Consider the following 25,379-nt stretch of genomic DNA (forward strand, 5'->3'; position numbering starts at 1 on the left):
GCGCACTAGGCTCGGCCCCGATGGACGAGTTGACGAAGATATCGATCGGCGGCGAGCGGACGTACGACGTCCTCGTCGGCCGGGACCTGCTCGACGCGCTGCCGGGACTGCTGCCCGGCGCGGACCGGGTCGCCGTGCTCTACGCGCCCCCGCTGAAGGCGCTGGCCGACGCGCTCGCCGAACAGGTCCGCGCCGACGGGCGTACGCCGCTGCTGGTCGAGGTGCCGGACGCCGAGGCGGGCAAGAACATCGACGTCGCCGCCCGCTGCTGGGACCGGCTCGGGGCGGCCGGCTTCACCCGTACCGATGCGGTTGTCGGGGTCGGCGGCGGCGCGGTCACCGACCTGGCCGGTTTCGTGGCCGCCTGCTGGCTGCGCGGGGTCCGCTGGGTGGCGGTGCCGACGTCGCTGCTCGGCATGGTCGACGCGGCCGTCGGTGGCAAGACCGGAATCAACACCGGAGCCGGGAAGAACCTGGTCGGCGCCTTCCACCCGCCGGCCGGGGTGCTCTGCGACCTGGCCACCCTGGACACCCTGCCGCAGGTCGACCTGGTCGCCGGGCTGGCCGAGGTGGTCAAGTGCGGGTTCATCGCCGACCCGGTCATCCTCGACCTGGTCGAGGCCGACCCGGTCGCGGCGACCCGGGCGCAGGCGCCGGTGGTCCGCGAGCTGATCGAACGGGCGATCCAGGTCAAGGCCGACGTGGTCTCCGGCGACCTGCGCGAGTCCGGGGTACGCGAGATCCTCAACTACGGGCACACCCTGGCGCACGCGATCGAGAAGGCCGAGGGCTACCGCTGGCGGCACGGGCACGCCGTGTCGGTCGGCCTGGTCTACGCCGCCACCCTGGCCCGGCTCGCCGGCAAACTGGATCCGCTCACCGCCGACCGGCACCGCAGCGTGCTCCACCTGCTCGACCTGCCCACGGGTTACCGGGCCGACGCCTGGCCGGACCTGCTGGCCACGATGCGGGTGGACAAGAAGGCGCGCGGCGCCCGGCTGCGCTTCGTCGTCCTCGACGGGCTGGCCGCACCGGCGATCCTGGAGGGCCCCGACGAGGACCTGCTGCGCGCCGCGTACGACGAGGCGGTGGCCCGGTGAGCAAGGTGTACGTCCTCAACGGACCCAACCTCGGCCGGCTCGGCACCCGCCAGGTCGACGTGTACGGGCTGACCAGCTACGCCGGGCTGGTCGACCTCTGCGAGCGCACCGGCCGGGAACTCGGCCTCGACGTCGAGGTGCGGCAGACCGACGCCGAACACGAACTGCTCGGCTGGCTGCACACCGCCGCCGACGAGCAGGCGGCGGTGGTGCTCAACCCGGCCGCCTGGTCACATTATTCGTACGCGGTCCGCGACGCCTGCGCCATGCTGCGCGGGCCGCTGGTCGAGGTGCACATCTCCAACATCCACACGCGGGAGGAGTTCCGGCACCACTCGGTCGTCTCCGCCGTCGCCACCGGGGTGATCTGCGGACTCGGCGTGGACGGCTACCGGCTGGCGCTGCTCCACCTCGCCGACCGCGTGAATGCCGCCCGCCTGAACGCCGAACGGGTGGGTGCCGACCGGCAGGCCGACCAGTAGCGCCAGGCTGATCCAGACGTACGCGTTCGCGCCGAACAGCCCGTCCAGACCGCTGGCGTCGTCCCACCAGAGCCAGACGACACTGCTGCACAGCAGGACGTAGGCGACGCCGGTGGCGGTGCCGAGCCGGCGTCGACGGGTTCCCGGTCCGGTGCGCAGCGCCGTGTCGCCGAGCACCGCCAGGGCGGGCAGCAGCCAGACCAGGTGGTGCACCCAGGTGATCGGGCTGACCAGGCAGCCGACGATCCCGGTGAGCGCGAACCCGGCGAGCTGGTCGCCGGCTCGGGTCGCTCGGCGTACGCGCACCGCCCAGACCACGAGTACGGCCAGCACCACCGCCACCCAGACGCCCCGGCCCAGGTGCGGGTCGAGCCGGGTCAGCAGCCCCTGCACCGACTGGTTCGACACGTAGCCCAGGTCACCGACCCGGTCGGTGTTCCACAGCGCGTGCGTCCAGAACACGTACGACGAATGCGGGGCCAGTACGGCGGCGAGAGCGGTCGCGCCCGCGGCGGTGCCGGCGGCGACGACGGCGGCCCGCCACCGCCCGGCCAGCACCAGGTAGACGATGAACACCGCCGGGGTCAGCTTGATCGCCGAGGCGAGGCCGATGCCGATCCCGGCGAACCGGTGCCGGCCACCGCGGGCCAGCATCAGGTCGCTCAGCACCAGCGCCAGCAGCAGCAGGTTGACCTGCCCGAAGCTGACCGTGTCCCGGACCGGTTCGTAGATCGCCACCGCGCACCCGGTCAGCGCGTACGCCCACCAGCGCGGCCAGCCGTGCCGGCGGACGATCGGGTCGAGCAGCCAGTGGATCACCAGCCCGGCGGCGGCCACGTTCACCACGACGCTGGCGACGATCGCGGCGTTCCAGCCGACCAGGGCCAGCGGACTCAACACCAGCGCGGCGAACGGCGGGTAGGTGAAGCCGTACCGGGTGCCGGGACGCAGGTAGTCGTAGAGCTGCCCGCCGTCACGCAGCCAGTGGGTGACCGCCCCCTGGTAGACGCCGACGTCGAAGAAGCCCCGGTGGACCGGGACGGTGGCCAGGAACAGCGCGCAGAGCGCGACCAGCGTGCCGATCAGCAGCACCCGGTCGCGGGTACGGCGGGGGGCGCGCAGACGGCTCATCGTGTTCCTCCCGATGGTGACGGATCCGGCGCGGACAGGCGCTGGGTCGGCAGTCGCTGGGCGGGCAGGTGCGCGGGTGCCTCGGGCAGGACCAGCCCCGGACGCGCGACGCCCAGCCCCGGTCCGGCCGGAAGGAACCGGAACCGGCCCCCGTGCCGCAGCACCAGGACCAGCAGTACGGCGAGCCCGCCGCCGAGCGCCACCTGCCCGAGTTCGGCCAGCTCCGGTGCGAACCCGTCCGGCAGGATCACCAGCGCCAGTACGGCACAGGCGAGCGCGGCCCAGCGGCGCAACGCCCCGTCGGCCGCGGCGGCGGCGACCGGCACCAGTCCCCAGAGCAGGTACCAGGGTCGGATCGCCGGACCGAAGATCACCAGTGCGCCGAGGCCGAGGCCGAGGGCGTACACCGGTCCGAGTTCGTCGCGGCGCAGCCAGAGCAGCAGCCCAGCGGCGAGCGCCACGGCCAGGCCGGCCCACCGCCAGAAGGAGACGGCGTGCGGCGCCACGTCCGCGCCGATCAGTTCCAGCAGGGCGCGGGTGGCCCGGCCGAGGGCACTGCTCACCGACCAGTTCGCGGCCGAGACCGGGGTGTCCAGGGCGGTGATCCAGCCGTACCCGGTGCCGGCGACGGCGGTGACCGCCACGGTGGTGCCGACCGCCACCACGGCGGTGCCGAGCAGCGCCCGGACGGTCCGCCAGCGGCCGGCGAGCTGCCCGGCCCAGAGCGGGGCGACGAAGACCAGCGCGACCGCGGCCGGTGCCTTCACCAGAGCGGCCAGGGTCAGTAGCGCGGTGCCCAGCGCCGGCCGGCGGGCCACCGTCGCGGCCAGTCCGGCGCCGAGCAGCCCCACCATCAGAGCGTCGTTGTGGGCGCCGCCGACCAGGTGGATGAGGACCAGCGGGTTGAGCGCGCCGAGCCAGAGCGCGGCGGCCGGGTCGACCCCGCACCGCCGGGCCAGGCCGGGCAGGACCACGGCGAGCAGGACCACGCCGAGCACGGCGACGATCCGCAGGCCGAGCACGCCGAGGACCACGTGGGTGCCGGTCACCGTGGCCACCGCCGTGGCCAGGACCAGGAAGACCGGACCGTACGGGGTGGTGGTGTGCTGCCAGATCGCCGGTACCTCGGCGGCGAGCGGCCCACCGAGGGTGGCCGGCCCGTGCCGGTAGACGTCGAGGCCGGCGCCGACCATCGCCCCCTGGGCCAGGTAGCTGTAGACGTCGCGGCTGAAGATCGGCGGCGCGAGCAGCAGCGGTGCCGCCCAGAGGGCCAGCGTGGTCAGCAGGGCGGTCGGGCCGGGCGGGGTGTCGCCGCGAACCAGCCGGCCCAGCCGCCACCAGGCCGCGACGAGCAGGGCCAGCCCGAACGAGGCGCAGACCAGGCCGAGTCCGGGCCACCGGCGCAGTTCGTCCAGGACGGGGAAGGGGTTGCGGGTGGGCAGCGCGCCGGCCCCGGCGGCACCGAGAGCCAGCAGGATCACCCCGACCACTCCCAGAGCGCGGCAGCGGGCGAGCACGGAGAGTCGGGTGACCGGGTTCGGCACCCGTGCACGCTGTCAGCGACGGATGTCCCGGACACGACCGCGAGTTGTCCGGGGCGTGACCGACATGCGTCCGGTCTCGATCAACCGCCCGTACCCGTGCCAGCGCGGAGGGCGTCCCGGCAAGTAGACTCGTTAGGTCTGTCCGCCAATTGAAGATCAAGGCAGGAAATGGCCACCACCAACGACCTCAAAAACGGTCTGGTCCTCAACCTCGACGACCAACTCTGGGCTGTCGTGGAGTTCCAGCACGTCAAACCCGGCAAGGGTGGTGCGTTCGTGCGCACCACATTGAAGAACGTGCTGTCCGGCAAGGTCGTCGACAAGACGTTCAACGCGGGCACCAAGGTCGAAACGGCCACCGTCGACAAGCGGACCATGCAGTACCTCTACGCCGACGGCGAAGACTACGTGTTCATGGACCTGGAGACGTACGACCAGATCCAGGTGCCCGGCACCACCGTCGGCGACGCGGCGAACTACCTGCTGCCCGAGGCCGAGGCGATCGTCGCCACCCACGAGGCGGTGCCGCTCTACATCGAGCTGCCGACGAGCGTGATCCTGGAGGTCACGTACACCGAGCCGGGTCTGCAGGGCGACCGTTCGACCGGTGGCAACAAGCCGGCGACCGTGGAGACCGGTGCGACCGTGCAGGTGCCGCTGTTCATCACCACCGGTGAGAAGATCAAGGTCGACACCCGCGACGGCCGTTACCTCGGCCGCGGCTGATGGCCGAGGGCCCCAAGCAACAAATGCCCGCGCGTCGGAAGGCGCGTAAGCGGGCGCTGGACGTTCTCTACGAGGCCGACCAGCGGGATCTTCCCCCGGTCGAGGTGCTGGCCGGTTACCTGCAACGACTGACTCCGCCCCGGCCGGAGCACATGGACTACGCCGTCGGCCTGGTCGAGGGCGTCGCCGCTCACCTGGACCGGATCGACGAGCTGATCGCCAGCTACGCCGAGGGTTGGACGCTGGACCGGATGCCGGTGGTCGACCGGAACCTGGCCCGGATCGCCGTCTACGAGCTGCTCTACGTCGACGAGATCGACGACGGGGTCGCGATCAGCGAGGCGGTCGAGTTGGCCAAGCAGATGTCGACCGACGACTCGCCGCGCTTCCTCAACGGGATCCTCGGCCGGATCGCCGAGTACGCCACCCGCTGACCCGGTGCGTCGCCCGGCACCCGGGGATGCGTGACCGGGACGCGGGACGCGCGTGGACGTGAAAAGGGGGCGCCCTGCCGGGCGCCCCCTTTCATACTGCCTTCGTGCTGTCCTGCGCGGTGGTACTCAGGAGGCGAAGAGCGCCCGGGGGTCGGCGACGAGTACGCCGTGCTCGGTCAGCCGCTCGATCAGCCCGGAGGGCGACGAGTCGTAGACGATGGCGAGCGCGCGCAGGTCGTCCGCGCGGATCGACAACACCCGGCCGTTGTAGTCGCCCCGCTGCTGCTGGATGGCGCGGGCATACCGGGCGACGTACGCGAGTTCCTCGGAGGCCTCGTCGTAGAGGCGCTCCAAGTCCAGGACGATCTTGTTCGTGGGCTCGTGCCGGACCCCGCTGCCGTCCGGCAGCAGTTCCGCGACGGGTACCCGGTAGAAGTCCGCCAGCTCGGCGAGGCGCGAGACGGTGACCGCACGGTCCCCACGCTCGTACGACCCGACGACGACGGCCTTCCAACGCCCGTTCGACTTCTCCTCCACCCCCTGCAGGGACAGCCCCTGCTGCTGACGGATAGAGCGCAGGCGGGCGCCCAACGACTTGGCGTATTCAGAGGGCATTCGGACACTCCCAGTGCTGGCTCGGGGATCTCCCCAGCGGTCGCTACGGAGCGTGACGGTACGGGGATTGCGACACGTGGTCAAGTGGTCGTTACCTTCCCGTTGGCAAGATCGTGGTCACGAACCTGAAATCTCTTCGTTGACCGGGCGGTCAGCGCCCCGCCCGGGCCGGCCGACCGGTCGCTGGTAACGTGGTGATCAGCCCCCGGCCTGACCGCATGCGGTCCGGGCCGGATCCGACATCCTTTAACGACCCGTCCAGTGAGGCGGGGAAGGAGGTCCGCCGTGGCCTTCCCGCAGGCCGCCCAACCCCCGGTGGCTTCGCCACCGTCCGTGAAGGTCATCCTGACCAGCGCCGATCTGCAACGCGTGGTCGACCGGATCGCACACCAGATTCTCGAAAAGACCCAGGGCGCCGCCGACACCGTGCTGCTCGGGATTCCCACCCGGGGTGTGCCGCTGGCCCGCCGGCTGGCCGCCCGGATCAGCACCTTCGAGGGCATCGAGGTGCCCGTTGGTGTGCTCGATATCACCCTTTACCGCGACGATCTACGCCGGCACGCGACCCGGGCCATCGGGCCGACCGAGGTGCCGCCCGGCGGGGTCGACGGCAAGCGGGTGATCCTGGTCGACGACGTCCTCTTCTCCGGGCGCTCGGTACGGGCCGCGCTGGACGCGCTCAGCGACCTCGGCCGCCCCAGTTCCGTGCAGCTGGCGGTGCTGGTCGACCGGGGCCACCGGGAACTGCCCATCCGGGCCGACTACGTCGGCAAGAACATCCCCACCGCGCTGGCCGAGAGCGTCAAGGTCACGCTCGCCGAGGTCGACGGTGCGGACGAGGTCAAACTGTTCGGGAGGCCCCCGCTGTGATCAGGCACCTGCTCTCCGGGGCCGACCTGGACGCCACCACGGCCACCCTGATCCTGGACACCGCCGCCGAGATGGCGACCGTGGCCGGGCGCGAGGTGAAGAAGCTGCCCGCGCTGCGCGGCCGGACCGTGGTCAACCTCTTCTACGAGGACTCCACCCGGACCCGGATCTCGTTCGAGGCGGCGGCGAAGCGACTCTCCGCCGACGTGATCAACTTCTCCGCCAAGGGGTCGAGCGTCTCCAAGGGCGAGAGTCTGAAGGACACCGCGCTCACCCTCCAGGCGATGGGCGCCGACGCGGTGGTCATCCGGCACCCCGCCTCGGGCGCCCCGCACCGGCTGGCCAACTGGGTCGACGGGGTGGTGGTCAACGCCGGTGACGGCACCCACGAGCACCCCACCCAGGCGCTGCTGGACGCGTACACGATGCGGTCCCGGCTGGGTCGGCTCGCCGGCCTGCAGGTGGCGGTGGTCGGCGACGTACTGCACAGCCGGGTGGCCCGGTCCAACGTGCTGCTGCTGTCCACGCTGGGGGCGAAGGTGACCCTGGTCGGGCCGCCGACCCTGATCCCGGTCGACATCGCCGCCGCGCTCGCCCCCGGCACCGACGTCTCGTACGACCTGGACGCGGTGCTGCCCAGCGCCGACGTGGTGATGATGCTGCGGGTGCAGCGGGAGCGGATGGCCGACTCCTACTTCCCCTCCGCCCGCGAGTACGCCCGCCGCTACGGCCTGGACGGCCCTCGGATGCGCCGGCTGCCGGACCACGCGATCGTCATGCACCCCGGCCCGATGAACCGGGGCATGGAGATCGCCCCGGAGGTGGCCGACTCACCCCGCTCCACCATCGTCGAACAGGTCACCAACGGGGTCTCCGTCCGGATGGCCGTCCTGTACCTGCTCCTGGGGGGAAAGAACCAGTGAACCGTCCGCTCCTGGGGGGAACAACGTCATGAGTGCGTACCTGATCAAGGGCGCCCGGGTGGTCGGCGCCGAGCCGACCGACCTGCTGCTGCGCGACGGCCTGGTCGTCGCCACCGGCCGCGACCTCGACGCCCGCGACGCCACGGTGGTCGACGCGGACGGCCTGGTGGCCCTGCCCGGCCTGGTCGACCTCCACACCCACCTGCGCGAACCGGGCCGGGAGGACGCCGAGACGGTCGAGTCCGGCTCCCGCGCCGCCGCGCTCGGCGGCTACACCGCGGTCTGCGCGATGGCGAACACCTCGCCGGTCGCGGACACCGCCGGGGTGGTCGAACAGGTCTGGCGGCTCGGCCGGGAGGCCGCTCTGGTCGACGTGCAGCCGATCGGCGCCGTCACCGTCGGCCTCGGTGGCGAGCGGCTGGCCGAACTCGGCGCGATGGCCGACTCGGCCGCCCGGGTGCGGATCTTCTCCGACGACGGCCACTGCGTGGCCGACCCGCGACTGATGCGCCGGGCCCTGGAATACGTCAAGGCCTTCGACGGGGTGATCGCCCAGCACGCCGAGGAACCCCGACTGACCGAGGGCGCCCAACTGCACGAGGGCGAGGTCTCCACCCGGCTCGGGCTGACCGGCTGGCCGGCCGTGGCCGAGGAGGCGATCATCGCCCGCGACGTGCTGCTGGCCGAGCACGTCGGCAGCCGGCTGCACGTCTGCCACGTCTCGACCGCCGGCAGCGTCGAGGTGCTGCGCCAGGCGAAGGCACGCGGGGTCCGGGTCACCGCCGAGGTCACCCCGCACCACCTGCTGCTCACCGACGAACTGGCGGCCAGCTACGACCCGGTCTTCAAGGTCAACCCCCCGCTGCGTACGGCCACCGACGTGGCCGCCCTGCGCGCCGCGCTGGTCGAGGGGATCATCGACATCGTCGCCACCGACCACGCCCCGCACGCACTGGAGGACAAGGAGTGCGAGTGGGCGTACGCCCGGCCGGGCATGCTCGGGCTGGAGACCGCCCTGTCGGTGCTGCTCTCGGTCCTCGGTGAGCGGTGGGACCTGATCGCCGAGCGGATGTCCCGGATGCCGGCCCGGATCGCCGGGCTGGCCGAGCACGGGCGTGATCCGGCACCGGGGGCGGTGGCCAACCTCACCCTGGTCGACCCGGCCGCGCGCCGTACCGTCGACCCCGCCGAGCTGGCCAGCCGCAGCCGCAACACCCCGTACGCCGGCACCGTGCTGCCGGGCCGGATCGTGGCCACGTTCCTGCGCGGCGAAGCGACTGTTCTCGATGGAAAGGCCGTGAAGTAATGCGACGCAGGCCCGCGATCCTCGTACTGGAGGATGGCCGGACGTTCCACGGTGAGGCGTACGGCAGTGTGGGGGAGACCTTCGGCGAGGCCGTCTTCAACACCGGCATGACCGGTTACCAGGAGACGCTGACCGACCCGTCCTACCACCGCCAGGTGGTGGTGCAGACCGCGCCGCACATCGGCAACACCGGGGTCAACGGCGAGGACGACGAGTCGGGCCGGATCTGGGTGGCCGGCTACGTGGTTCGCGACCCGGCCCGGCTGGGTTCCAACTGGCGGGCGACCGGCTCGCTGGAGGACCGGCTGGCCGCCGAGGGCGTGGTCGGCATCTCCGGCGTCGACACCCGCGCGCTGACCCGCCACCTTCGGGACAAGGGCGCGATGCGGGTCGGTGTCTCCAGCGTCGAGGACGACCCGCAGGCCCTGCTGGCCCGGGTCCGGGCCACCCCGGAGATGGTCGGTGCCGACCTGTCGGCGGAGGTGACCACGCCCCGGCCGTACACGGTCGAGGCGGTCGGCCCGCACCGGTTCACGGTCGCCGCGCTGGACCTGGGGATCAAGCGCAACGTGCCGCGCCGGCTCGCCGCCCGTGGCGTCACCACCCACGTGCTGCCGGCCTCGTCGAGCATCGAGGACCTGCTCGCCACCGGCGCGGACGCGGTCTTCTTCTCGCCCGGTCCGGGCGACCCGGCCACCGCCGACCACCCGGTGGCGCTGGCCCGCGAGGTGCTGACCCGGCGGATTCCGCTGTTCGGCATCTGTTTCGGCAGCCAGATCCTCGGCCGGGCGCTCGGCTTCGGCACCTACAAGCTGGGCTACGGCCACCGTGGCATCAACCAGCCGGTGCTGGACCGGGTCACCGGCCGGGTCGAGGTCACCTCGCACAACCACGGCTTCGCCGTCGACTGGCCGGGGCGCGAGCCCGGCGGGGACGTGCCGACGGGCCAGTTCATCGACACCGACTTCGGCGCGGTCGAGGTCAGTCACGTCTGCCTCAACGACAATGTGGTCGAGGGCCTGCGGGCCAGGGATGTGCCCGCGTTCACCGTGCAGTACCACCCCGAGGCGGCCGCCGGTCCGCACGACGCGGACTACCTGTTCGATCGCTTCGCGGAGCTGATCGAGGGCGAGCGGCAGCCGGGCGGGCGTGGCCAGGGCGACAAGAACGAGGGCGGGAAGCATGCCTAAGCGGACCGATTTGCAGCACGTGATGGTGATCGGTTCCGGCCCGATCGTGATCGGCCAGGCGTGCGAGTTCGACTACTCCGGCACCCAGGCGTGCCGGGTGCTGCGCAGCGAGGGGCTGCGGGTCAGCCTGGTCAACTCGAACCCGGCGACGATCATGACCGACCCGGAGTACGCCGACGCCACCTACGTCGAGCCGATCACCCCGGACTTCGTCGAGCTGGTCATCGCCAGGGAACGGCCGGACGCGCTGCTGCCCACCCTCGGTGGGCAGACCGCGCTGAACACGGCGGTGGCGCTGCACGAGTCGGGTGTGCTGGAGAAGTACGGCGTGGAGCTGATCGGCGCCGATATCGAGGCGATCCGTCGCGGCGAGGACCGGCAGCTGTTCAAGGAGGTCGTCGCCAAGGCGGGGGCCCGGATCGGGGTCGCCGACCCGACCGCGCTGGTGCCGCGCTCGCGGGTCTGTCACTCGATGGACGAGGTTCGGCAGACCGTCGGCGAGCTGGGGCTGCCGGTGGTGGTCCGGCCGTCGTTCACCATGGGCGGGCTCGGGTCCGGCATGGCGCACACCGACGAGGACCTGGCCCGGATCGCCGGGGCGGGGCTGACCGCAAGCCCCGTGCACGAGGTCCTGATCGAGGAGAGCGTGCTCGGCTGGAAGGAGTACGAGCTCGAACTGATGCGCGACCGGCACGACAACGTCGTGGTGGTCTGCTCGATCGAGAACATCGACCCGATGGGTGTGCACACCGGCGACAGCGTGACCGTGGCACCGGCCATGACGCTCACCGACCGGGAGTACCAGCAGCTGCGTGACCTGGGCATCGCGGTGCTGCGCGAGGTCGGGGTGGACACCGGCGGCTGCAACATCCAGTTCGCGGTCAACCCGACCGACGGCCGGATCGTCGTGATCGAGATGAACCCCCGGGTGTCCCGCTCGTCGGCGCTGGCCTCGAAGGCGACCGGCTTCCCGATCGCCAAGATCGCCGCGAAGCTGGCCATCGGCTACACCCTGGACGAGATCCCCAACGACATCACCCTCCAGACGCCGGCCGCGTTCGAGCCGACGCTGGACTACGTCGTGGTGAAGATTCCCCGGTTCGCGTTCGAGAAGTTCCCCGGCGCCGACCCGGAGCTGACCACGACGATGAAGTCGGTGGGCGAGGCGATGAGCCTGGGCCGCAATTTCACCGAGGCGCTGAACAAGGCGATGCGCTCGATGGAAACGAAGGCGGCCGGCTTCTGGACCGTACCGGACCCGGTCGGGTCGACGGTCGAGTCCACCCTGACCGCCCTGGCTACCCCGCACGACGGACGACTGTACACAGTGGAGCGGGCGCTCCGGTTGGGTGCCTCGGTGGCCGAGGTCTCCGCCGCCTCCGGCGGCATCGACCCGTGGTTCCTGGACCAGATCGCCGCCCTGGTCGACCTGCGCGAGGAGATCGTCGGGGCGCCCGTACTCGACGGGGCGCTGCTGCGCCGGGCGAAGCGGGCCGGGCTCTCCGACCGGCAGATCGCCGCGCTGCGCCCGGAACTCGCCGCCGAGGACGGGGTACGCGTCCTGCGTCACCGGCTCGGGCTGCGCCCGGTCTACAAGACCGTCGACACCTGCGCGGCCGAGTTCGAGGCCACCACCCCGTACCACTACTCGTCCTACGACGAGGAGACCGAGGTCGCCGGTTCGGACCGGCCCAAGGTGCTGATCCTCGGCTCCGGGCCGAACCGGATCGGCCAGGGGATCGAGTTCGACTACTCGTGCGTGCACGCCGTCCTGGCGTTGCAGGGTGCCCCGGTGCCGGGCGCGGTCGGCACCGGCTACGAGACGGTGATGGTCAACTGCAACCCGGAGACCGTCTCCACCGACTACGACACCGCCGACCGGCTCTACTTCGAACCGCTCACCTTCGAGGACGTCATCGAGGTGTGGCACGCCGAGGACAGCTCCGGCAAAGCCGCCGGTGGCCCCGGCGTCGTCGGGGTGATCGTCCAGCTCGGTGGGCAGACCCCGCTCGGCCTGGCCCAGCGGCTCAAGGACGCCGGGGTGCCGATCGTCGGCACCTCCCCGGAGTCGATCAACCTGGCCGAGGACCGGGGCGCGTTCGGCGCCGTGCTGGCCCGCGCCGGCCTGCGGGCCCCCGAGCACGGGACCGCCACCTCGTACGACGAGGCCAAGGCGATCGCCGACGAGATCGGCTACCCGGTGCTGGTCCGGCCCTCGTACGTGCTCGGCGGGCGGGGCATGGAGATCGTCTACGACGACCCGACCCTGCGCGACTACATCGGTCGGGCCACCGACATCTCGCCGGACCACCCGGTGCTGGTCGACCGGTTCCTCGACGACGCGATCGAGATCGACGTGGACGCGCTCTGCGACGCCGACGGCGAGGTCTACATCGGCGGCGTGATGGAGCACATCGAGGAGGCCGGCATCCACTCCGGCGACTCGTCCTGCGCCCTGCCGCCGATCACGCTGGCGAGTTCGCACCTGGCGGCCGTCCGCCGCTACACCGAGGCGATCGCCCGCGGCGTCGGCGTACGCGGCCTGCTCAACGTGCAGTACGCGCTCAAGGACGACACCCTGTACGTGCTGGAGGCCAACCCGCGCGCCTCGCGTACGGTGCCGTTCGTCTCCAAGGCGACGGCGGTGCCGCTGGCCAAGGCGGCGGCCCGGATCATGCTCGGGGCGCGGATCGCCGACCTGCGCGCCGAGCGGCTGCTCCCGCCGACCGGGGACGGCGGCACGATGCCGGTCGACGCCCCGATCGCGGTCAAGGAGGCGGTGCTGCCGTTCAAGCGGTTCCGCACCCCGGCCGGTCAGGGCGTCGACTCGCTGCTCGGTCCGGAGATGAAGTCCACCGGCGAGGTGATGGGCATCGACGTGGCGTTCGGGCACGCGTTCGCCAAGTCGCAGGCGGCCGCGTACGGTTCGCTGCCCACCGCCGGCAAGGTCTTCGTCTCGGTCGCCAACCGGGACAAGCGCGCGATGATCTTCCCGGTGAAGCGGCTGGCCGACCTCGGTTTCGAGATCGTCGCCACCGTCGGCACCGGCGAGGTGCTGCGCCGGCACGGCATCGCCTGCGAGCTGATCGGCAAGCACTACGAGGAGGCCGGTGCCGGTCCGGACGCGGTCTCGCTGATCGCCGCCGGTGAGGTGGCCCTGGTCATCAACACCCCGCAGGGTTCCGGTGCGAGCGCCCGGTCCGACGGGTACGAGATCCGCAGCGCGGCGGTGACGGCGGACATCCCGTGCATCACCACCGTGCCGGGTGCGGCGGCGGCGGTGATGGGCATCGAGGCGCTGATCCGCGGTGACATGGCCGTCCGGCCGTTGCAGGAGTTGCACGCCGCCCTGCGGGCCGGCGAGTGATCTTCGAGCGGGTGGTCCGCCCCGCGCTGTTCCGGCTCGGCGGCGGCGATGCCGAGACGGCACACGAGTGGACCCTGCACCGGCTGGCCGCCCTCTCCGGGCGGCCGGCCGCGCTGGCGGCGCTGCGGTCCGCGTACGCGGTGGCGGCGCCGCGCCGGGTCTTCGGGCTCGCCTTCCCCAACCCGGTCGGGCTGGCCGCCGGGATGGACAAGAACGGCGTGGCGCTGCCGGCCTGGCCGGCGCTGGGCTTCGGTTTCGTCGAGGTCGGCACGGTCACCGCACACGCCCAGCCGGGCAATCCCCGGCCCCGGCTGTTCCGGCTGCCGGAGAGCACCGCGGTGATCAACCGGATGGGCTTCAACAACGACGGCGCCGACGCGCTGGCCCGGCGGCTGGACGCCGCTCCGTCGCTGGGCGTGCCGCTGGGCATCTCGCTCGGCAAGTCGAAGGTGACCCCGCTGGACGACGCGGTGGCCGACTACGTCGCCTCGTACCGGGCGCTGCGCGCGTACGGCGACTACTTCGCGGTCAACGTCTCCTCGCCGAACACTCCGGGCCTGCGTGCGTTGCAGGACCGGGAGCACCTCGACGCGCTGCTGGCCGAGTTGGTGGGGGAGAAGCCGGTGCTGGTGAAGATCGCGCCGGACCTCACCGAGCCGGCCATCGCCGAGTTGCTGCGGGTCTGCCTGGACCGGGGGGCGGCCGGCGTCATCGCCACCAACACCACGCTGGGCCGCGCCGGCCTCGCCGCCGCCGACCGACCCCGGGGTACGGAGACCGGCGGGCTGTCCGGCCGCCCGTTGACCGTCCGGGCGCGGGAGGTGGTCTCCTTCGTCCACCGGGAGACCGGCGGCACGCTGCCGGTGATCGGGGTCGGCGGGATCATGGACCCGGACGACGCGAACCGGCTCTTCGACGCCGGGGCGAGCCTGGTGCAGCTCTACACCGGGTTCATCTATCGCGGGCCGGGTCTGGCCCGCGCGATCGCGCGGTCGGCCCGGCCGTGAACCCCGCCGAGCTGCTCGCCGTCGACGCCGCGCACGTCTGGCACCCGTACGCGCCGATGCCGGCGACCACGCAGCCGTACCTCGTCACCGGGGCCGAGGGCGTACGCCTGCGGCTGGCCGACGGGCGGGAACTGGTCGACGGCATGTCGTCGTGGTGGGCCGCGATCCACGGTTACCGGCATCCGGTGCTCGACGACGCGGTGACCGGGCAGCTCGGCCGGATGAGCCACGTGATGTTCGGCGGGCTGACCCACTCCCCGGCGATCGAGCTGGCCCGCAACCTGGTGGAGCTCACCCCGCCCGGACTGGAGCACGTCTTCCTCTGCGACTCCGGCTCGGTCAGCGTCGAGGTCGCGGTCAAGATGGCTTTGCAGTACCAGCTCGGCCGGGGCCGCCCGGAGCGGCACCGGCTGGCCACCTGGCGCGGCGGCTACCACGGCGACACGTTCCAGCCGATGAGCGTCTGCGATCCCGAGGGCGGGATGCACCACCTCTGGCGGGACGTGTTGCCCCGGCAGGTGTTCGCACCGGTGCCGCCGTCCGGTTTCGACGCCCCGGTGGACGAGGAGTATGCGGCCGGGTTGGCCGACCGGATCGCGCGGCACGCGCACGAACTGGCCGCGGTCATCGTCGAGCCGGTGGTGCAGGGCGCGGGCGGGATGCGGTTCCACCACCCGCACTACCTACGGGTGCTGCGCGAGGCCACCGCCGCGCACGGGGTGTTACTCATCTTCGACGAGATAGCCACCGGTTTCGGGCGTACCGGCGCGCTGTTCGCGGCCGAACACGCCGGGGTCACCCCGGACGTGCTCTGCGTCGGCAAGGCGCTCACCGGTGGCTACCTGAGCCTCGCGGCGGCGCTCTGCACGCCGGAGGTGGCGCGCGGGATCGGTGCCGGCGGTGTGCTGGCGCACGGGCCGACGTTCATGGGCAACCCGCTCGCCTGTGCCGTCGCGAACGCCTCCATCGGCCTGCTGCGGGCCGGAAACTGGCGCGGCGAGGTCGCGAGGGTGCAAACGGGTCTGCGGGCGGGTCTGGAGCCGTTGCGCGGTACGCCGGGCGTCGCCGACGTACGGGTGCTCGGCGCGATCGGTGTGGTGCAACTCGACCACGAGGTCGACCTGCCGGCGGCGACCGCCGCCGCGGTCGAGCACGGCGTGTGGCTGCGCCCGTTCCGCGACCTGGTCTACACGATGCCGCCGTACGTCACCGACGACGCGGACCTGGCCCGGATCGGCGCCGGGGTGGCCGCCGCCGTCGCCGCGGGCTGATCCCGTCCGGCGGGCGCGGCGAGGACTGGAGCCGGGGCGCGTCCGCGTCGTGGCGAGGAGAGGGCGAGGAGAGCGTGATGGAGAGCTTCGGGATCCGGCTGCACCGGGCCATGGCCGAGCGCGGGCCGCTCTGCGTGGGCATCGACCCGCACGGCGCGCTGTTGGAGCGTTGGGGGTTGCCCGACGACGTGACCGGGTTGGCGCGGTTCAGCGAGACGGTGGCCGAGGCACTGGGCGACCGGGTCGCGGTGGTGAAGCCGCAGTCCGCGTTCTACGAGCGCTTCGGGTCCCGAGGACTGGAGGTGCTTGAGTCAACTATCCGACAGTTGCGAGATGCCGGAACTCTTGTGCTCCTGGACGTCAAGCGTGGCGACATCGGCTCCACGGTGAGCGCGTACGCCGCCGCGTATCTGGATCCATCCAGTCCCCTGTATGTCGATGCGATCACCGCGAGCCCGTATCTGGGCGTCGGGTCGCTCGCGCCGATGTTCGACACGGCGGCGGCGCACGGCGGCGGTGTCTTCGTGCTGGCGCTCACCTCCAATCCTGAGGGTCCGGCCGTGCAACACGCCCGCAGCGCCGACGGCCGGACCGTCGCGCAGACCGTCATCGACGAGATTTCCCAGCTCAACGCGGGTGCCGAGCCGTTGGGCAGCTTCGGGCTGGTGGTCGGCGCGACGATCGGCGAGACGGGCCACGACCTGTCCCGCGTGCACGGTCCGATGCTCGCGCCCGGTCTCGGCGCCCAGGGCGGGAGCGCTGCCGACCTGCGTACGGTCTTCGGTCGGGACCTGAGCGCGGTGCTGCCGTCCTACTCCCGTGAGGTCCTGCGCCACGGCCCGGACCGGGCCGCGCTGCGCGCCGCGGCGGACCGCGCGCTGGCCGATTGTCGAGCCGTACTCGGCCGTGTCGTTGAGTGATAGCTCGGTCACGGTCGCATGATCATGGCGCGTCCACGTTGCCGAAAACTCTGCTGACCGCTAGTTTTCCCGGCGCTGGGAACCACATACCCCTTTGGTTTCCAGCCACCCCACGTTTCACAGATGCGGCGGTGCGTTCCGCCCGTCGCGATAGGGACCTGAGGAGAACTGGTGCCGCTCCCCCAACTGAGCCCCGAACAGCGTGCAGCCGCGCTGGAGAAGGCTGCGGAGATCCGCAAAGCCCGTGCTGAGCTGAAGGAGCAGCTCAAGCAGGGCAAGACCACCCTCGCCGCCGTCCTCGACCGGGCGGAGGGCGACGACGTCGTCGGCAAGCTGAAGGTTTCGGCTGTTCTCCAGGCTATGCCGGGGATCGGCAAGATCCGGGCGACCCAGATCATGGAGAAGCTCAAGATCGCCGACAGCCGGCGCCTGCGCGGCCTGGGCGACCAGCAGCGCAAGGCACTGCTTGGTGAGTTCGCCGCCAACTAGTTAGCGGCAGCGTGTAGAAACAAGCAGTGAGCACGGAGGACGACGCGCGCCCGGCGGCTCGCCTCACGCTCCTTGCCGGTCCTGCCGGGGCCGGCAAGGAGAGCGTGATCGAGCTGGTCCGGGCGCGTTCCTCCGCGTTGTGGGTATCGGTGGCGATGACCACCAGATCCCGAGGCCCGTACGAGGTCGACGGGTCCCGCCTGTACGTGGACCGGGCCGAGTTCGAGGCACTGATCGCCGCCGACGAACTGCTGGAGTGGGGCCGGTACGCCGACCACCTGCACGGCACCCCGCGCCAGCCGGTACAGACCCGGTTGCGCGCCGGCCAGCCGGTGCTGCTCAGTCTCGACCTGCCCGGCGCCCGCCGGGTACGCGCCGCGATGCCGGGGTCCCGTCTGGTGTACCTCGTCCCGCCGGGGGCGGTTGTGCCGGTCGGACAACCGCACGACGGGGCGGAAATCGACCGCGTGGTGGTCAACGACTTCGTCGAGCGGGCTGCGGGGGAACTGGTAGGCTTGCTCGGTTCATCCTTTCTGACTCCGGCTCAGCCGCGTACCGGCGGTTGAGAGACACAGAGGTTTATCTCGTGGGTTCCATCGCCAATCCCGAAGGCATCACCAACCCCCCGATCGACGAGCTGCTGGAGAAGACCACCTCCAAGTACGCGCTGGTCATCTTCGCGGCCAAGCGGGCCCGCCAGGTCAACGCCTACTACAGCCAGCTCGGCGAGGGCCTGCTGGAGTACGTCGGACCCCTGGTCGAGACCACGCCGCAGGAGAAGCCGCTGTCGATCGCGATGCGCGAGATCAACGCGGGCCTGCTCACCGCCGAGCCGACCGACCAGCCGTAGTTAGCCCGACAGACCGCCCATGCCCGCTCAGGTCGTTCTTGGCGTAGGCGGGGGCATCGCCGCGTACAAGGCCTGTGAGCTGCTCCGGCTCTTCACCGAATCGGGGCACGACGTCCGGGTCGTACCGACCGCCTCGGCACTGCGTTTCGTCGGCGCCCCGACCTGGGCGGCGCTCTCCGGTAAGCCGGTCTCGGACGATGTCTGGACCGACGTGCACGAGGTCCCGCACGTCCGCCTCGGCAAGCAGGCGGATCTCGTCGTGGTGGCACCGACCACCGCCGACCTGCTGGCCAAGGCCGCGCACGGGCTCGCCGACGACCTGCTCACCAACACGCTGCTGACCGCCCGTTGCCCGGTGGTCCTGGCGCCGGCGATGCACACCGAGATGTGGGAGCACCCGGCGACGGTGGCCAACGTGGCGACGTTGCGCGCTCGCGGCGTACTGGTCGTCGAACCGGCCAGCGGGCGACTCACCGGCGCGGACACCGGCAAGGGCCGGCTTCCCGACCCGGCGGAGATCTTCGCGATCGCCCGGTGGACGCTGGGCCGGGGCACGGTGGCGCCGCGTGACCTGACCGGACGTCGGGTCGTGGTCACCGCCGGTGGCACCAGGGAACCGCTGGACCCGGTGCGATTCCTGGGCAACCGGTCCTCGGGCAAGCAGGGTTACGCCTTCGCCCGCACCGCTACTGCGCGTGGCGCTATGGTTACACTGATCGCCGCCAACGTCTCGCTCTCCGATCCGACCGGGGTGGAGGTGGTCCGCGTGTCCACGACGGAAGAACTGCGCAAGGCCACCCTGTCGGCGGCGGAAGGCGCGGACGTGGTGGTGATGGCGGCGGCACCGGCGGACTTCCGCCCGGCGACGTACGCCAGCGAGAAGATCAAAAAATCAGGTGACGGTACCGCTCCCACCATCGACCTGGTCACCAACCCCGACATCGCCGCCGAACTCGGCGAACGCCGCCACGCCCACCAGGTGCTGGTCGCCTTCGCCGCCGAGACCGGTGACGCCGAGCCCAACGGCCGGGCGAAGCTGGCGCGGAAGAAGGCGGACCTGATCGTGGTCAACGAGGTGGGGCAGGACAAGGTGTTCGGCGCCGACTCCAATACTGCTGTTGTGCTGGGTGCCGATGGTTCCAGGGTGGTTTTCCCGGAACAATCGAAGGAAGACCTGGCCGACGCCGTCTGGGGCCTGGTAACAACGCGCTTAACCGCTTCGTCTTAACCACTGAGCACACTGTCACCGAGGAAATGGTCCATGTCTGCGGCGCTAGACTGCCCGCCGACACTCTTCGAGATCCTTTAGGAGCACCGTGGCACGCCGCCTGTTCACTTCCGAGTCGGTCACGGAAGGCCACCCGGACAAGATCGCTGACCAGATCAGCGACGGCATCCTTGACGCGTTGTTGACCCAGGACCCGCGCAGTCGGGTGGCGGTCGAAACCCTCATCACCACCGGTCAGGTGCATGTGGCGGGTGAGGTGACGACCAAGGCGTACGCCGATATTCCGACGATCGTCCGGGAGACGATCCTGGGAATCGGGTACGACTCGTCGAAGAAGGGCTTCGACGGGGCGTCGTGTGGTGTGAGCGTGTCGATCGGTTCGCAGTCGCCGGACATCGCTCAGGGTGTGGACAGCGCGCTGGAACTGCGGTCGGGCTCGTCGGAGTCGGCGTTGGACGCACAGGGTGCCGGCGACCAGGGGATGATGTTCGGGTTCGCCTGCTCGGAGACGCCGGAGCTGATGCCGCTGCCGATCGCGCTGGCGCACCGGTTGGCGCGTCGGCTGGCGGCGGCGCGCAAGGACGGCACGATTCCGTACCTGCGCCCCGACGGCAAGACCCAGGTGACCATCGAGTACGACGGGCTGCGCCCGGTCCGGCTGAACACGGTCGTGGTGTCGAGCCAGCACGCGGCCGACATCTCCCTGGAGTCGCTGCTCACCCCCGACGTGCGCGAGCACGTGATCGCCCCGGAGCTCGAGGGACTGGGCCTGGAGACCGACGGGTACCGGCTGCTGGTGAACCCGACCGGGCGGTTCGAGATCGGCGGCCCGATGGGCGACGCGGGTCTCACCGGCCGGAAGATCATCGTTGACACGTACGGCGGCTACGCCCGGCACGGTGGCGGCGCGTTCTCCGGCAAGGACCCGTCGAAGGTCGACCGGTCGGCGGCGTACGCGACCCGCTGGGTGGCGAAGAACGTGGTGGCCGCCGGGCTGGCGGAGCGGTGCGAGGTGCAGGTCGCGTACGCGATCGGCAAGGCACACCCGGTGAGCCTGTTCGTGGAGACGTTCGGTACGGAGAACGTGCCGGTGGAGCGGATCGAGAAGGCGATCGGTGAGGTCTTCGACCTGCGTCCGGCGGCGATCATCCGTGACCTCGACCTGCTCCGCCCGATCTACCAGAAGACCGCCGCGTACGGCCACTTCGGTCGCGAGCTGCCGGATCTGACCTGGGAGGGCACCGACCGTGCCGCCGACCTCAAGTCGGCCGCGGGAGCCTGACCACCGCAAGGCGTACCGACCGGCAGCCCGCTCGCGGGCTGCCGGTCGCTCGCGTAGTGGTGGACGTGCCGCTGGCCCACCTGGACCGCCCGTTCGACTACCTGGTCCCGAGTGAGCTGGCCGAGACGGCCCGGCCCGGCACCCGGGTCCGGGTCCGGTTCGCCGGCCAACTGGTCCACGGCTGGCTGCTGGAACGGGTCGAGTCGTCGACGCACGACGGTCGGCTGACCTACCTGGAACGTCTCGTCTCACCGGAGCGGGTGCTCTCGCCGGAGATCGCCCGGCTGGCCCGGGCGGTGGCCGACCGGTACGCCGGCAGTCTGGCCGACGTGCTGCGCCTGGCCGTCCCACCCCGGCACGCCCGGGTCGAGTCGCAGGCCGGCCCCGCCACGGAACCGGCCCCGGCCACACCGCCCGAGCCGGTACCCGTGATCGCGTCCCCCGATCCCGATCCCGTGTCCGCACCCGTGTCCGCGGATACGTCCGCGTCTGTGTCCGCACCCGTGTCCGCGGACACGTCCGCGTCTGTGTCCGCACCCGTGTTCGCGGCCACGTCCGGGTCCGTACGCGCGGTGGTGCCGGCGGTGGATGGTGGGTCGGGGCGGGGGTGGGGTGACTACCCGGCCGGGCCCGGTTTCCTGCGGGCGCTGGCCGACGGGCGCCAGCCACGCGCGGTCTGGTCGGCGCTGCCGCAGGAGGCGTGGGCGGCCCGGTTCGCCGAGGCGGCGGCGGCGACCGTACGCGGTGGGCGGGGAGTGGTCGCCGTGGTCGCCGACGCCCGCGACCTCGACCGCCTCGATGCCGCGCTCACCGCCGAACTGGGCACCGGACGGCACGTGGCGCTCTCCGCCGCGCTCGGCCCGGCCAAGCGCTACCGGGCCTTCCTCGCCGCCGCACGGGGACAGGTGTCGGTGGTGGTCGGTACCCGGGCGGCGATGTTCGCCCCGGTCGACCGGCTCGGGCTGGTGGCGATCTGGGACGACGGCGACGACCTGTACTCCGAACCACGGGCGCCGTACCCGCACGCGCGGGAGGTGCTGCTCACCCGAGCCCAGCTCGCCGACGCGGCGGTGCTGGTGGCGGGGCATGCCCGTACCGCCGAGTCGCAGTTGCTGGTCGAGACCGGCTGGGCGAAGGAGATCGTGGCCGACCGGGCGACCGTGCGGGCGCGTACGCCGCAGGTGACGCCGACCGGTGACGATCCGCAGCTGGCCCGGGATCCGGGTGCGGCCACGGCGCGGCTGCCCAGCCTGGCCTGGGAGGCGGCCCGGGCGGCGCTGCGGGCGGACACGCCGGTACTGGTGCAGGTCCCGCGTCGCGGTTACCTGCCGTCGGTGTCCTGCGCGAACTGCCGCGCCCCGGCCCGGTGTCCGCACTGTGCCGGCCCGTTGGCGCTGCGGGCGGCGAATGCCGTACCGAGCTGCCACTGGTGCGGTCGGGTGGCGGCCGCGTACGCCTGCCCCCAGTGCGGCGGTCGGCGGCTGCGCGCGGCGGTGGTCGGTGCCCGGCGTACGGCGGAGGAGCTGGGCCGGGCGTTCGCCGGTGTGACGGTGCGGACCTCTGGCCGGGAGGAGGTGCTCGGCGAGGTGCCGGCGCAGGCCGGTCTGGTGGTGGCGACGCCCGGTGCCGAACCGGTCGCGGCCGGTGGTGGGTACGGTGCGGTGCTGCTGCTCGACTCCTGGGCGCTGCTGACCCGGGCCGACCTGCGGGCCGCCGAGGAGGCGCTGCGGCGCTGGCTGACGGCGGCGGCGCTGGCCCGACCGGCATCGGACGGGGGGCGGGTGGTGCTGGTCGCCGACGGTTCGTTGGCGCCGGTGCAGGCGCTGTTGCGCTGGGATCCGGCCTGGTTCGCCGCCCGTGAGCTGGCCGAGCGGCGGGAGCTGGGCTTCCCGCCGGCGGCCCGGATGGCGAGCCTGACCGGGGTGCCGGAGGCGGTCGCCGACCTGCTGGAGGCCACCCGGCTGCCGGAGGGCGCGCAGGTGCTGGGCCCGGTGCCGGCGGGACAGGGGCAGGAGCGGATGCTGGTCCGGGTGCCGCGCGGCCGGGCCGGTGCGCTGGCGGCGGCGCTGCACGAGGCGGTCGGGGTACGCACGGCGCGTAAGGCCGGACAGCCGGTACGGATCCAGGTCGATCCGCTGGACCTGTTCTGACCCGTGGTCCGTCGGGGGGCGGGTTCACGCGTGGTAACATCGCCCCTCATGTCGCCGCCCATTGGTGTGACGATGCCGTGATCACACCGTTTCGGTGTGTAATCGAGTGATCCTAATCAGTCTGCGATCAGGGGTGTGTGCGTCGTGACCGATCGTCAATCGATCGTTCTCAATGGAGATCTCGGCAGCGGCAAGAGCACGGTGTCGATCGAACTCGCCAAGCGGCTCGGCCTGCGCCGGATCAGCGTGGGCGACCTGTACCGGGAGATGGCGCAGCGGCGCCAGATGACCACCCTGCAGTTGAACCTGCACGCCGAGCTCGACCAGGCGGTCGACGGCTACGTCGACCAGCTCCAGCAGGACATCGCCGACTCCGGCGAGCAGCTGGTCGTCGACAGCCGGCTGGCCTGGCACTTCTTCCGGGACGCGCTCAAGATCCACATGATCACCGAGCCGACCGAGGCGGCTCGCCGGGTGCTCGCCCGCCCCTCCGGCCCGGCCGAGAGCTACACCTCGATCGAGGAGGCCCGGACCAAGCTGCGCGAGCGCAGCGAGAGCGAGCGCAGCCGATTCATCCTCCGGTACGGCGTGGACAAGGCCAAACTGCGCAACTACGACCTGATCTGCGACACCACCCGGGCCTCCGCGATGGAGGTGGTCGAGCACGTCATCGCCGCCTTCGAGGGGACGCTGGGTAAGCAGGTCCTCCAGGACGCGCCGCCGCTGCTCCTGCTCGACCCCGGCCGGATCTACCCCAGCCAGGAGATCCAGGGGCTGCGCGGGCTCTGGGAGTCGGACTTCGTGACCGACGTCGCGCGGGCCGGCGAGGCCGCCCTGGAACCGCTCAGCATCGGCTACACCGGCAGCGACTTCTTCGTCGTCGACGGACACCGCCGACTCAGCGCCGCCCTGCGCAACGGATTCAAGCTGGTCCCCGGCCGGCTGGTGGCCGAGGTCGACGAGCCGGTGGTCGGCGGTCGCTCGGCGGTCGAGTTCTTCCAGGCCGAGGTCGGGCTGGGCACGATCTACGACTGGGACGCGGCACACGGCGTACGGCTGCCGCTGCCCGAACACGTACTCGCCCAGGCCGACGCCGACCCGGCCGACCCGGTCCTGGCCAGCGAGGCCGGCATCTCCTCGTAACGGCACCACCCCATCGCCGCGTGCCGGGCCGACGGGCACCGGGGCGACCATTGGCACCGGGCGGCGATGATGGATCTTCGCGCGCCGGACCCGGAGGACCCGATGGACGCCGCCCAGGCACTCAACCTGCTCATGTCACCCACCGGGCGGACCGATCCGTACCCCCTCTACGAGGCGCTGCGCCGGTACGGCCCGGTGGTCGAGGCCGGTCCGAACCTCTTTGTCGTCACCGGGTACGCCGCCGTCGACGCGCTGCTGCGCGATCCCCGGACGCGGGTCCGCGACGCCGCCATGCTCGACCGGCAGTGGCTCGGCTGGCGGACCAACCCGGCCATCAGCGTGATCGCCATCTCGCTTCTGCAGAGCAACCCACCGGACCACCACCGGATGCGCCGACTCGTCGCCGGGGCATTCACTCCCCGCCGGGTGGCCGCCCTGCGGGACGTGGTCACCGCCCAGGCGCGCGAACTGGTGACCCGGATCGAGCGGCAGGGCCACGACGGCCGACCGGTGGACTTCCTGGCCGAGTTCGGTTACCCGCTGCCGGTCGGCGTCATCTGCGCGCTGCTGGGCGTACCGGCCACCGACCATCCGTGGTTCCGGGCCCGAGCCGCCGACCTGACCGCCGTACTTGAGCCCGAGATCAGCCAGGCCGATCTCGACACCGCGAACCGGGGCGCCGCAGAACTGGCCGCGTACCTGGCGGAGCTGATCGTGCGGCGGCGCCGCACACCCGGTCCGGACCTGACCAGTGCGCTGGTCCTGGCCCACGACAACGACCCGGACCGGCTCTCCGGCGACGAACTGCTGGCCAACCTGGTGCTGTTGCTGGTGGCCGGCTTCGAGACCACCACCAACCTGCTCGGCAACGGACTCGCCGTGTTGCTGGCGCACCCCGGGCACGCCGACCGGCTGCGGGCCGATCCCACCCTCGCCCCGAGCTACGTCCGCGAGATGCTGCGGTTCGACGCCCCGGTGCAGCTCACCATCCGGATCGTCGCCGAACCGATCGAGGTCGCCAGCACCAAACTGCCGGCCGGGGCGGAAGTGCTGCTGCTGCTCGGCGCGGCCAATCGAGATCCGGCCCGGTTCCCCGACCCGCACCGGTTCGACCCGGACCGGCCGGACCACCAGCCGATCTCGTTCGGCGCCGGGGCGCACTACTGCCTCGGTGCCCCGCTGGCCCGGCTGGAGGCGGAGGTCGCCTTTCCCGAGATACTGCGCGGCCTGCCCCGGCTCGAACCGGCCGGGGTGCCGGCCCACCGGGTCCGGCTCACCCTGCGCGGTTACGAGCGGTTGCCGGTGTCGGTGGCCTGAGATCCGCCGGTAGCGCCGCCGTAGACTGGTACGG

22 protein-coding genes and 1 pseudogene are annotated in these 25,379 nt (G+C 71.9%); 20 read left to right on the forward strand and 3 right to left on the reverse strand.

Annotated features, from left to right (window positions below):
- Positions 1-20 precede the first annotated feature (20 nt).
- On the forward strand, positions 21-1,100 hold the full coding sequence (aroB, locus tag ACZ6QQ_RS30640) for a 3-dehydroquinate synthase (RefSeq protein WP_465881012.1): 1,080 nt from the start codon (positions 21-23) through the stop codon (positions 1,098-1,100).
- A 5-nt stretch (positions 1,101-1,105) separates the two neighbouring features.
- Entirely contained in the window at positions 1,106-1,582 is a 477-nt protein-coding gene (gene aroQ, locus ACZ6QQ_RS30645) for a type II 3-dehydroquinate dehydratase (RefSeq protein ID WP_465881125.1), read from the forward strand.
- 234 nt (positions 1,583-1,816) lie between these two features.
- On the opposite strand, the pseudogene ACZ6QQ_RS30650 reads toward aroQ, so the two are convergent.
- A pseudogene (locus ACZ6QQ_RS30650) lies at positions 1,817-2,713 on the reverse strand (glycosyltransferase family 87 protein); the annotation flags it as partial.
- Entirely contained in the window at positions 2,710-4,257 is a 1,548-nt protein-coding gene (gene mptB / locus ACZ6QQ_RS30655) for a polyprenol phosphomannose-dependent alpha 1,6 mannosyltransferase MptB (RefSeq protein ID WP_465881014.1), read from the reverse strand. The gene mptB and the pseudogene ACZ6QQ_RS30650, both read right to left, overlap by 4 nt.
- A gap of 168 nt (positions 4,258-4,425) precedes the next feature.
- Between mptB and efp the strand changes: the two genes are divergently transcribed.
- Positions 4,426-4,983 carry an elongation factor P gene (gene efp / locus ACZ6QQ_RS30660; protein WP_363598144.1) on the forward strand — a complete coding sequence of 186 codons (558 nt, stop codon included), beginning with the start codon at positions 4,426-4,428 and terminating at the stop codon, positions 4,981-4,983.
- A gap of 23 nt (positions 4,984-5,006) precedes the next feature.
- Positions 5,007-5,417: a transcription antitermination factor NusB gene (nusB, locus tag ACZ6QQ_RS30665; protein WP_465881016.1), complete on the forward strand. Its 411-nt coding sequence runs from the start codon at positions 5,007-5,009 to the stop codon at positions 5,415-5,417.
- Positions 5,418-5,543: 126 nt separating this feature from the next.
- Here nusB and bldD read toward each other — a convergent pair whose 3' ends face one another.
- Positions 5,544-6,032, reverse strand: a complete 489-nt coding sequence (gene bldD / locus ACZ6QQ_RS30670; protein WP_121159805.1) for a transcriptional regulator BldD — start codon at positions 6,030-6,032, stop codon at positions 5,544-5,546.
- A 285-nt stretch (positions 6,033-6,317) separates the two neighbouring features.
- On the opposite strand from bldD, the gene pyrR reads away from it, so the two are divergent.
- From pyrR to ACZ6QQ_RS30750, 16 genes are all read left to right on the forward strand, one after another.
- Complete coding sequence (pyrR, locus tag ACZ6QQ_RS30675; protein ID WP_465881018.1) at positions 6,318-6,902, forward strand: bifunctional pyr operon transcriptional regulator/uracil phosphoribosyltransferase PyrR; 585 nt, start codon at positions 6,318-6,320, stop codon at positions 6,900-6,902.
- Positions 6,899-7,825 carry an aspartate carbamoyltransferase catalytic subunit gene (locus tag ACZ6QQ_RS30680; RefSeq protein WP_465881020.1) on the forward strand — a complete coding sequence of 309 codons (927 nt, stop codon included), beginning with the start codon at positions 6,899-6,901 and terminating at the stop codon, positions 7,823-7,825. Before pyrR ends, ACZ6QQ_RS30680 begins: the two co-directional genes overlap by 4 nt.
- Before the next feature lie 28 nt (positions 7,826-7,853).
- On the forward strand, positions 7,854-9,131 hold the full coding sequence (locus ACZ6QQ_RS30685) for a dihydroorotase (protein ID WP_465881022.1): 1,278 nt from the start codon (positions 7,854-7,856) through the stop codon (positions 9,129-9,131).
- Positions 9,131-10,321, forward strand: coding sequence for a glutamine-hydrolyzing carbamoyl-phosphate synthase small subunit (carA, locus tag ACZ6QQ_RS30690; RefSeq protein ID WP_465881024.1), 1,191 nt, complete (start codon positions 9,131-9,133; stop codon positions 10,319-10,321). The genes ACZ6QQ_RS30685 and carA overlap by 1 nt, the downstream gene beginning before the upstream one ends.
- Positions 10,314-13,688, forward strand: coding sequence for a carbamoyl-phosphate synthase large subunit (gene carB, locus ACZ6QQ_RS30695; RefSeq protein ID WP_465881025.1), 3,375 nt, complete (start codon positions 10,314-10,316; stop codon positions 13,686-13,688). The genes carA and carB overlap by 8 nt, the downstream gene beginning before the upstream one ends.
- Positions 13,685-14,695: a quinone-dependent dihydroorotate dehydrogenase gene (locus tag ACZ6QQ_RS30700; protein WP_465881027.1), complete on the forward strand. Its 1,011-nt coding sequence runs from the start codon at positions 13,685-13,687 to the stop codon at positions 14,693-14,695. The genes carB and ACZ6QQ_RS30700 overlap by 4 nt, the downstream gene beginning before the upstream one ends.
- The gene (locus tag ACZ6QQ_RS30705; protein ID WP_465881029.1) at positions 14,692-15,966 is read left to right on the forward strand and encodes an adenosylmethionine--8-amino-7-oxononanoate transaminase; all 1,275 of its coding nucleotides are present in this window, start codon (positions 14,692-14,694) and stop codon (positions 15,964-15,966) included. Before ACZ6QQ_RS30700 ends, ACZ6QQ_RS30705 begins: the two co-directional genes overlap by 4 nt.
- 77 nt (positions 15,967-16,043) lie before the next feature.
- Positions 16,044-16,886 (forward strand): orotidine-5'-phosphate decarboxylase, encoded by an 843-nt coding sequence (gene pyrF / locus ACZ6QQ_RS30710; RefSeq protein ID WP_465881030.1) that lies wholly within the window; start codon positions 16,044-16,046, stop codon positions 16,884-16,886.
- Positions 16,887-17,057: 171 nt separating this feature from the next.
- Positions 17,058-17,375: an integration host factor, actinobacterial type gene (gene mihF / locus ACZ6QQ_RS30715; RefSeq protein WP_326559443.1), complete on the forward strand. Its 318-nt coding sequence runs from the start codon at positions 17,058-17,060 to the stop codon at positions 17,373-17,375.
- Between the two features lie 26 nt (positions 17,376-17,401).
- Positions 17,402-17,941: a nucleoside/nucleotide kinase family protein gene (locus tag ACZ6QQ_RS30720; RefSeq protein WP_465881031.1), complete on the forward strand. Its 540-nt coding sequence runs from the start codon at positions 17,402-17,404 to the stop codon at positions 17,939-17,941.
- A gap of 20 nt (positions 17,942-17,961) precedes the next feature.
- Entirely contained in the window at positions 17,962-18,225 is a 264-nt protein-coding gene (gene rpoZ, locus ACZ6QQ_RS30725) for a DNA-directed RNA polymerase subunit omega (protein ID WP_007075826.1), read from the forward strand.
- Positions 18,226-18,244: 19 nt separating this feature from the next.
- Complete coding sequence (gene coaBC, locus ACZ6QQ_RS30730) at positions 18,245-19,453, forward strand: bifunctional phosphopantothenoylcysteine decarboxylase/phosphopantothenate--cysteine ligase CoaBC (protein WP_465881033.1); 1,209 nt, start codon at positions 18,245-18,247, stop codon at positions 19,451-19,453.
- A gap of 88 nt (positions 19,454-19,541) precedes the next feature.
- Positions 19,542-20,735, forward strand: coding sequence for a methionine adenosyltransferase (gene metK, locus ACZ6QQ_RS30735; protein WP_465881034.1), 1,194 nt, complete (start codon positions 19,542-19,544; stop codon positions 20,733-20,735).
- Between the two features lie 59 nt (positions 20,736-20,794).
- On the forward strand, positions 20,795-22,885 hold the full coding sequence (locus tag ACZ6QQ_RS30740) for a primosomal protein N' (RefSeq protein ID WP_465881126.1): 2,091 nt from the start codon (positions 20,795-20,797) through the stop codon (positions 22,883-22,885).
- A 144-nt stretch (positions 22,886-23,029) separates the two neighbouring features.
- Positions 23,030-24,028 (forward strand): AAA family ATPase, encoded by a 999-nt coding sequence (locus tag ACZ6QQ_RS30745; RefSeq protein WP_465881035.1) that lies wholly within the window; start codon positions 23,030-23,032, stop codon positions 24,026-24,028.
- Positions 24,029-24,130: 102 nt separating this feature from the next.
- Positions 24,131-25,345 (forward strand): cytochrome P450, encoded by a 1,215-nt coding sequence (locus ACZ6QQ_RS30750; RefSeq protein ID WP_465881127.1) that lies wholly within the window; start codon positions 24,131-24,133, stop codon positions 25,343-25,345.
- Positions 25,346-25,379: the final 34 nt, after the last annotated feature.

It is taken from the genome of Micromonospora sp. NPDC049529 (assembly GCF_055586685.1).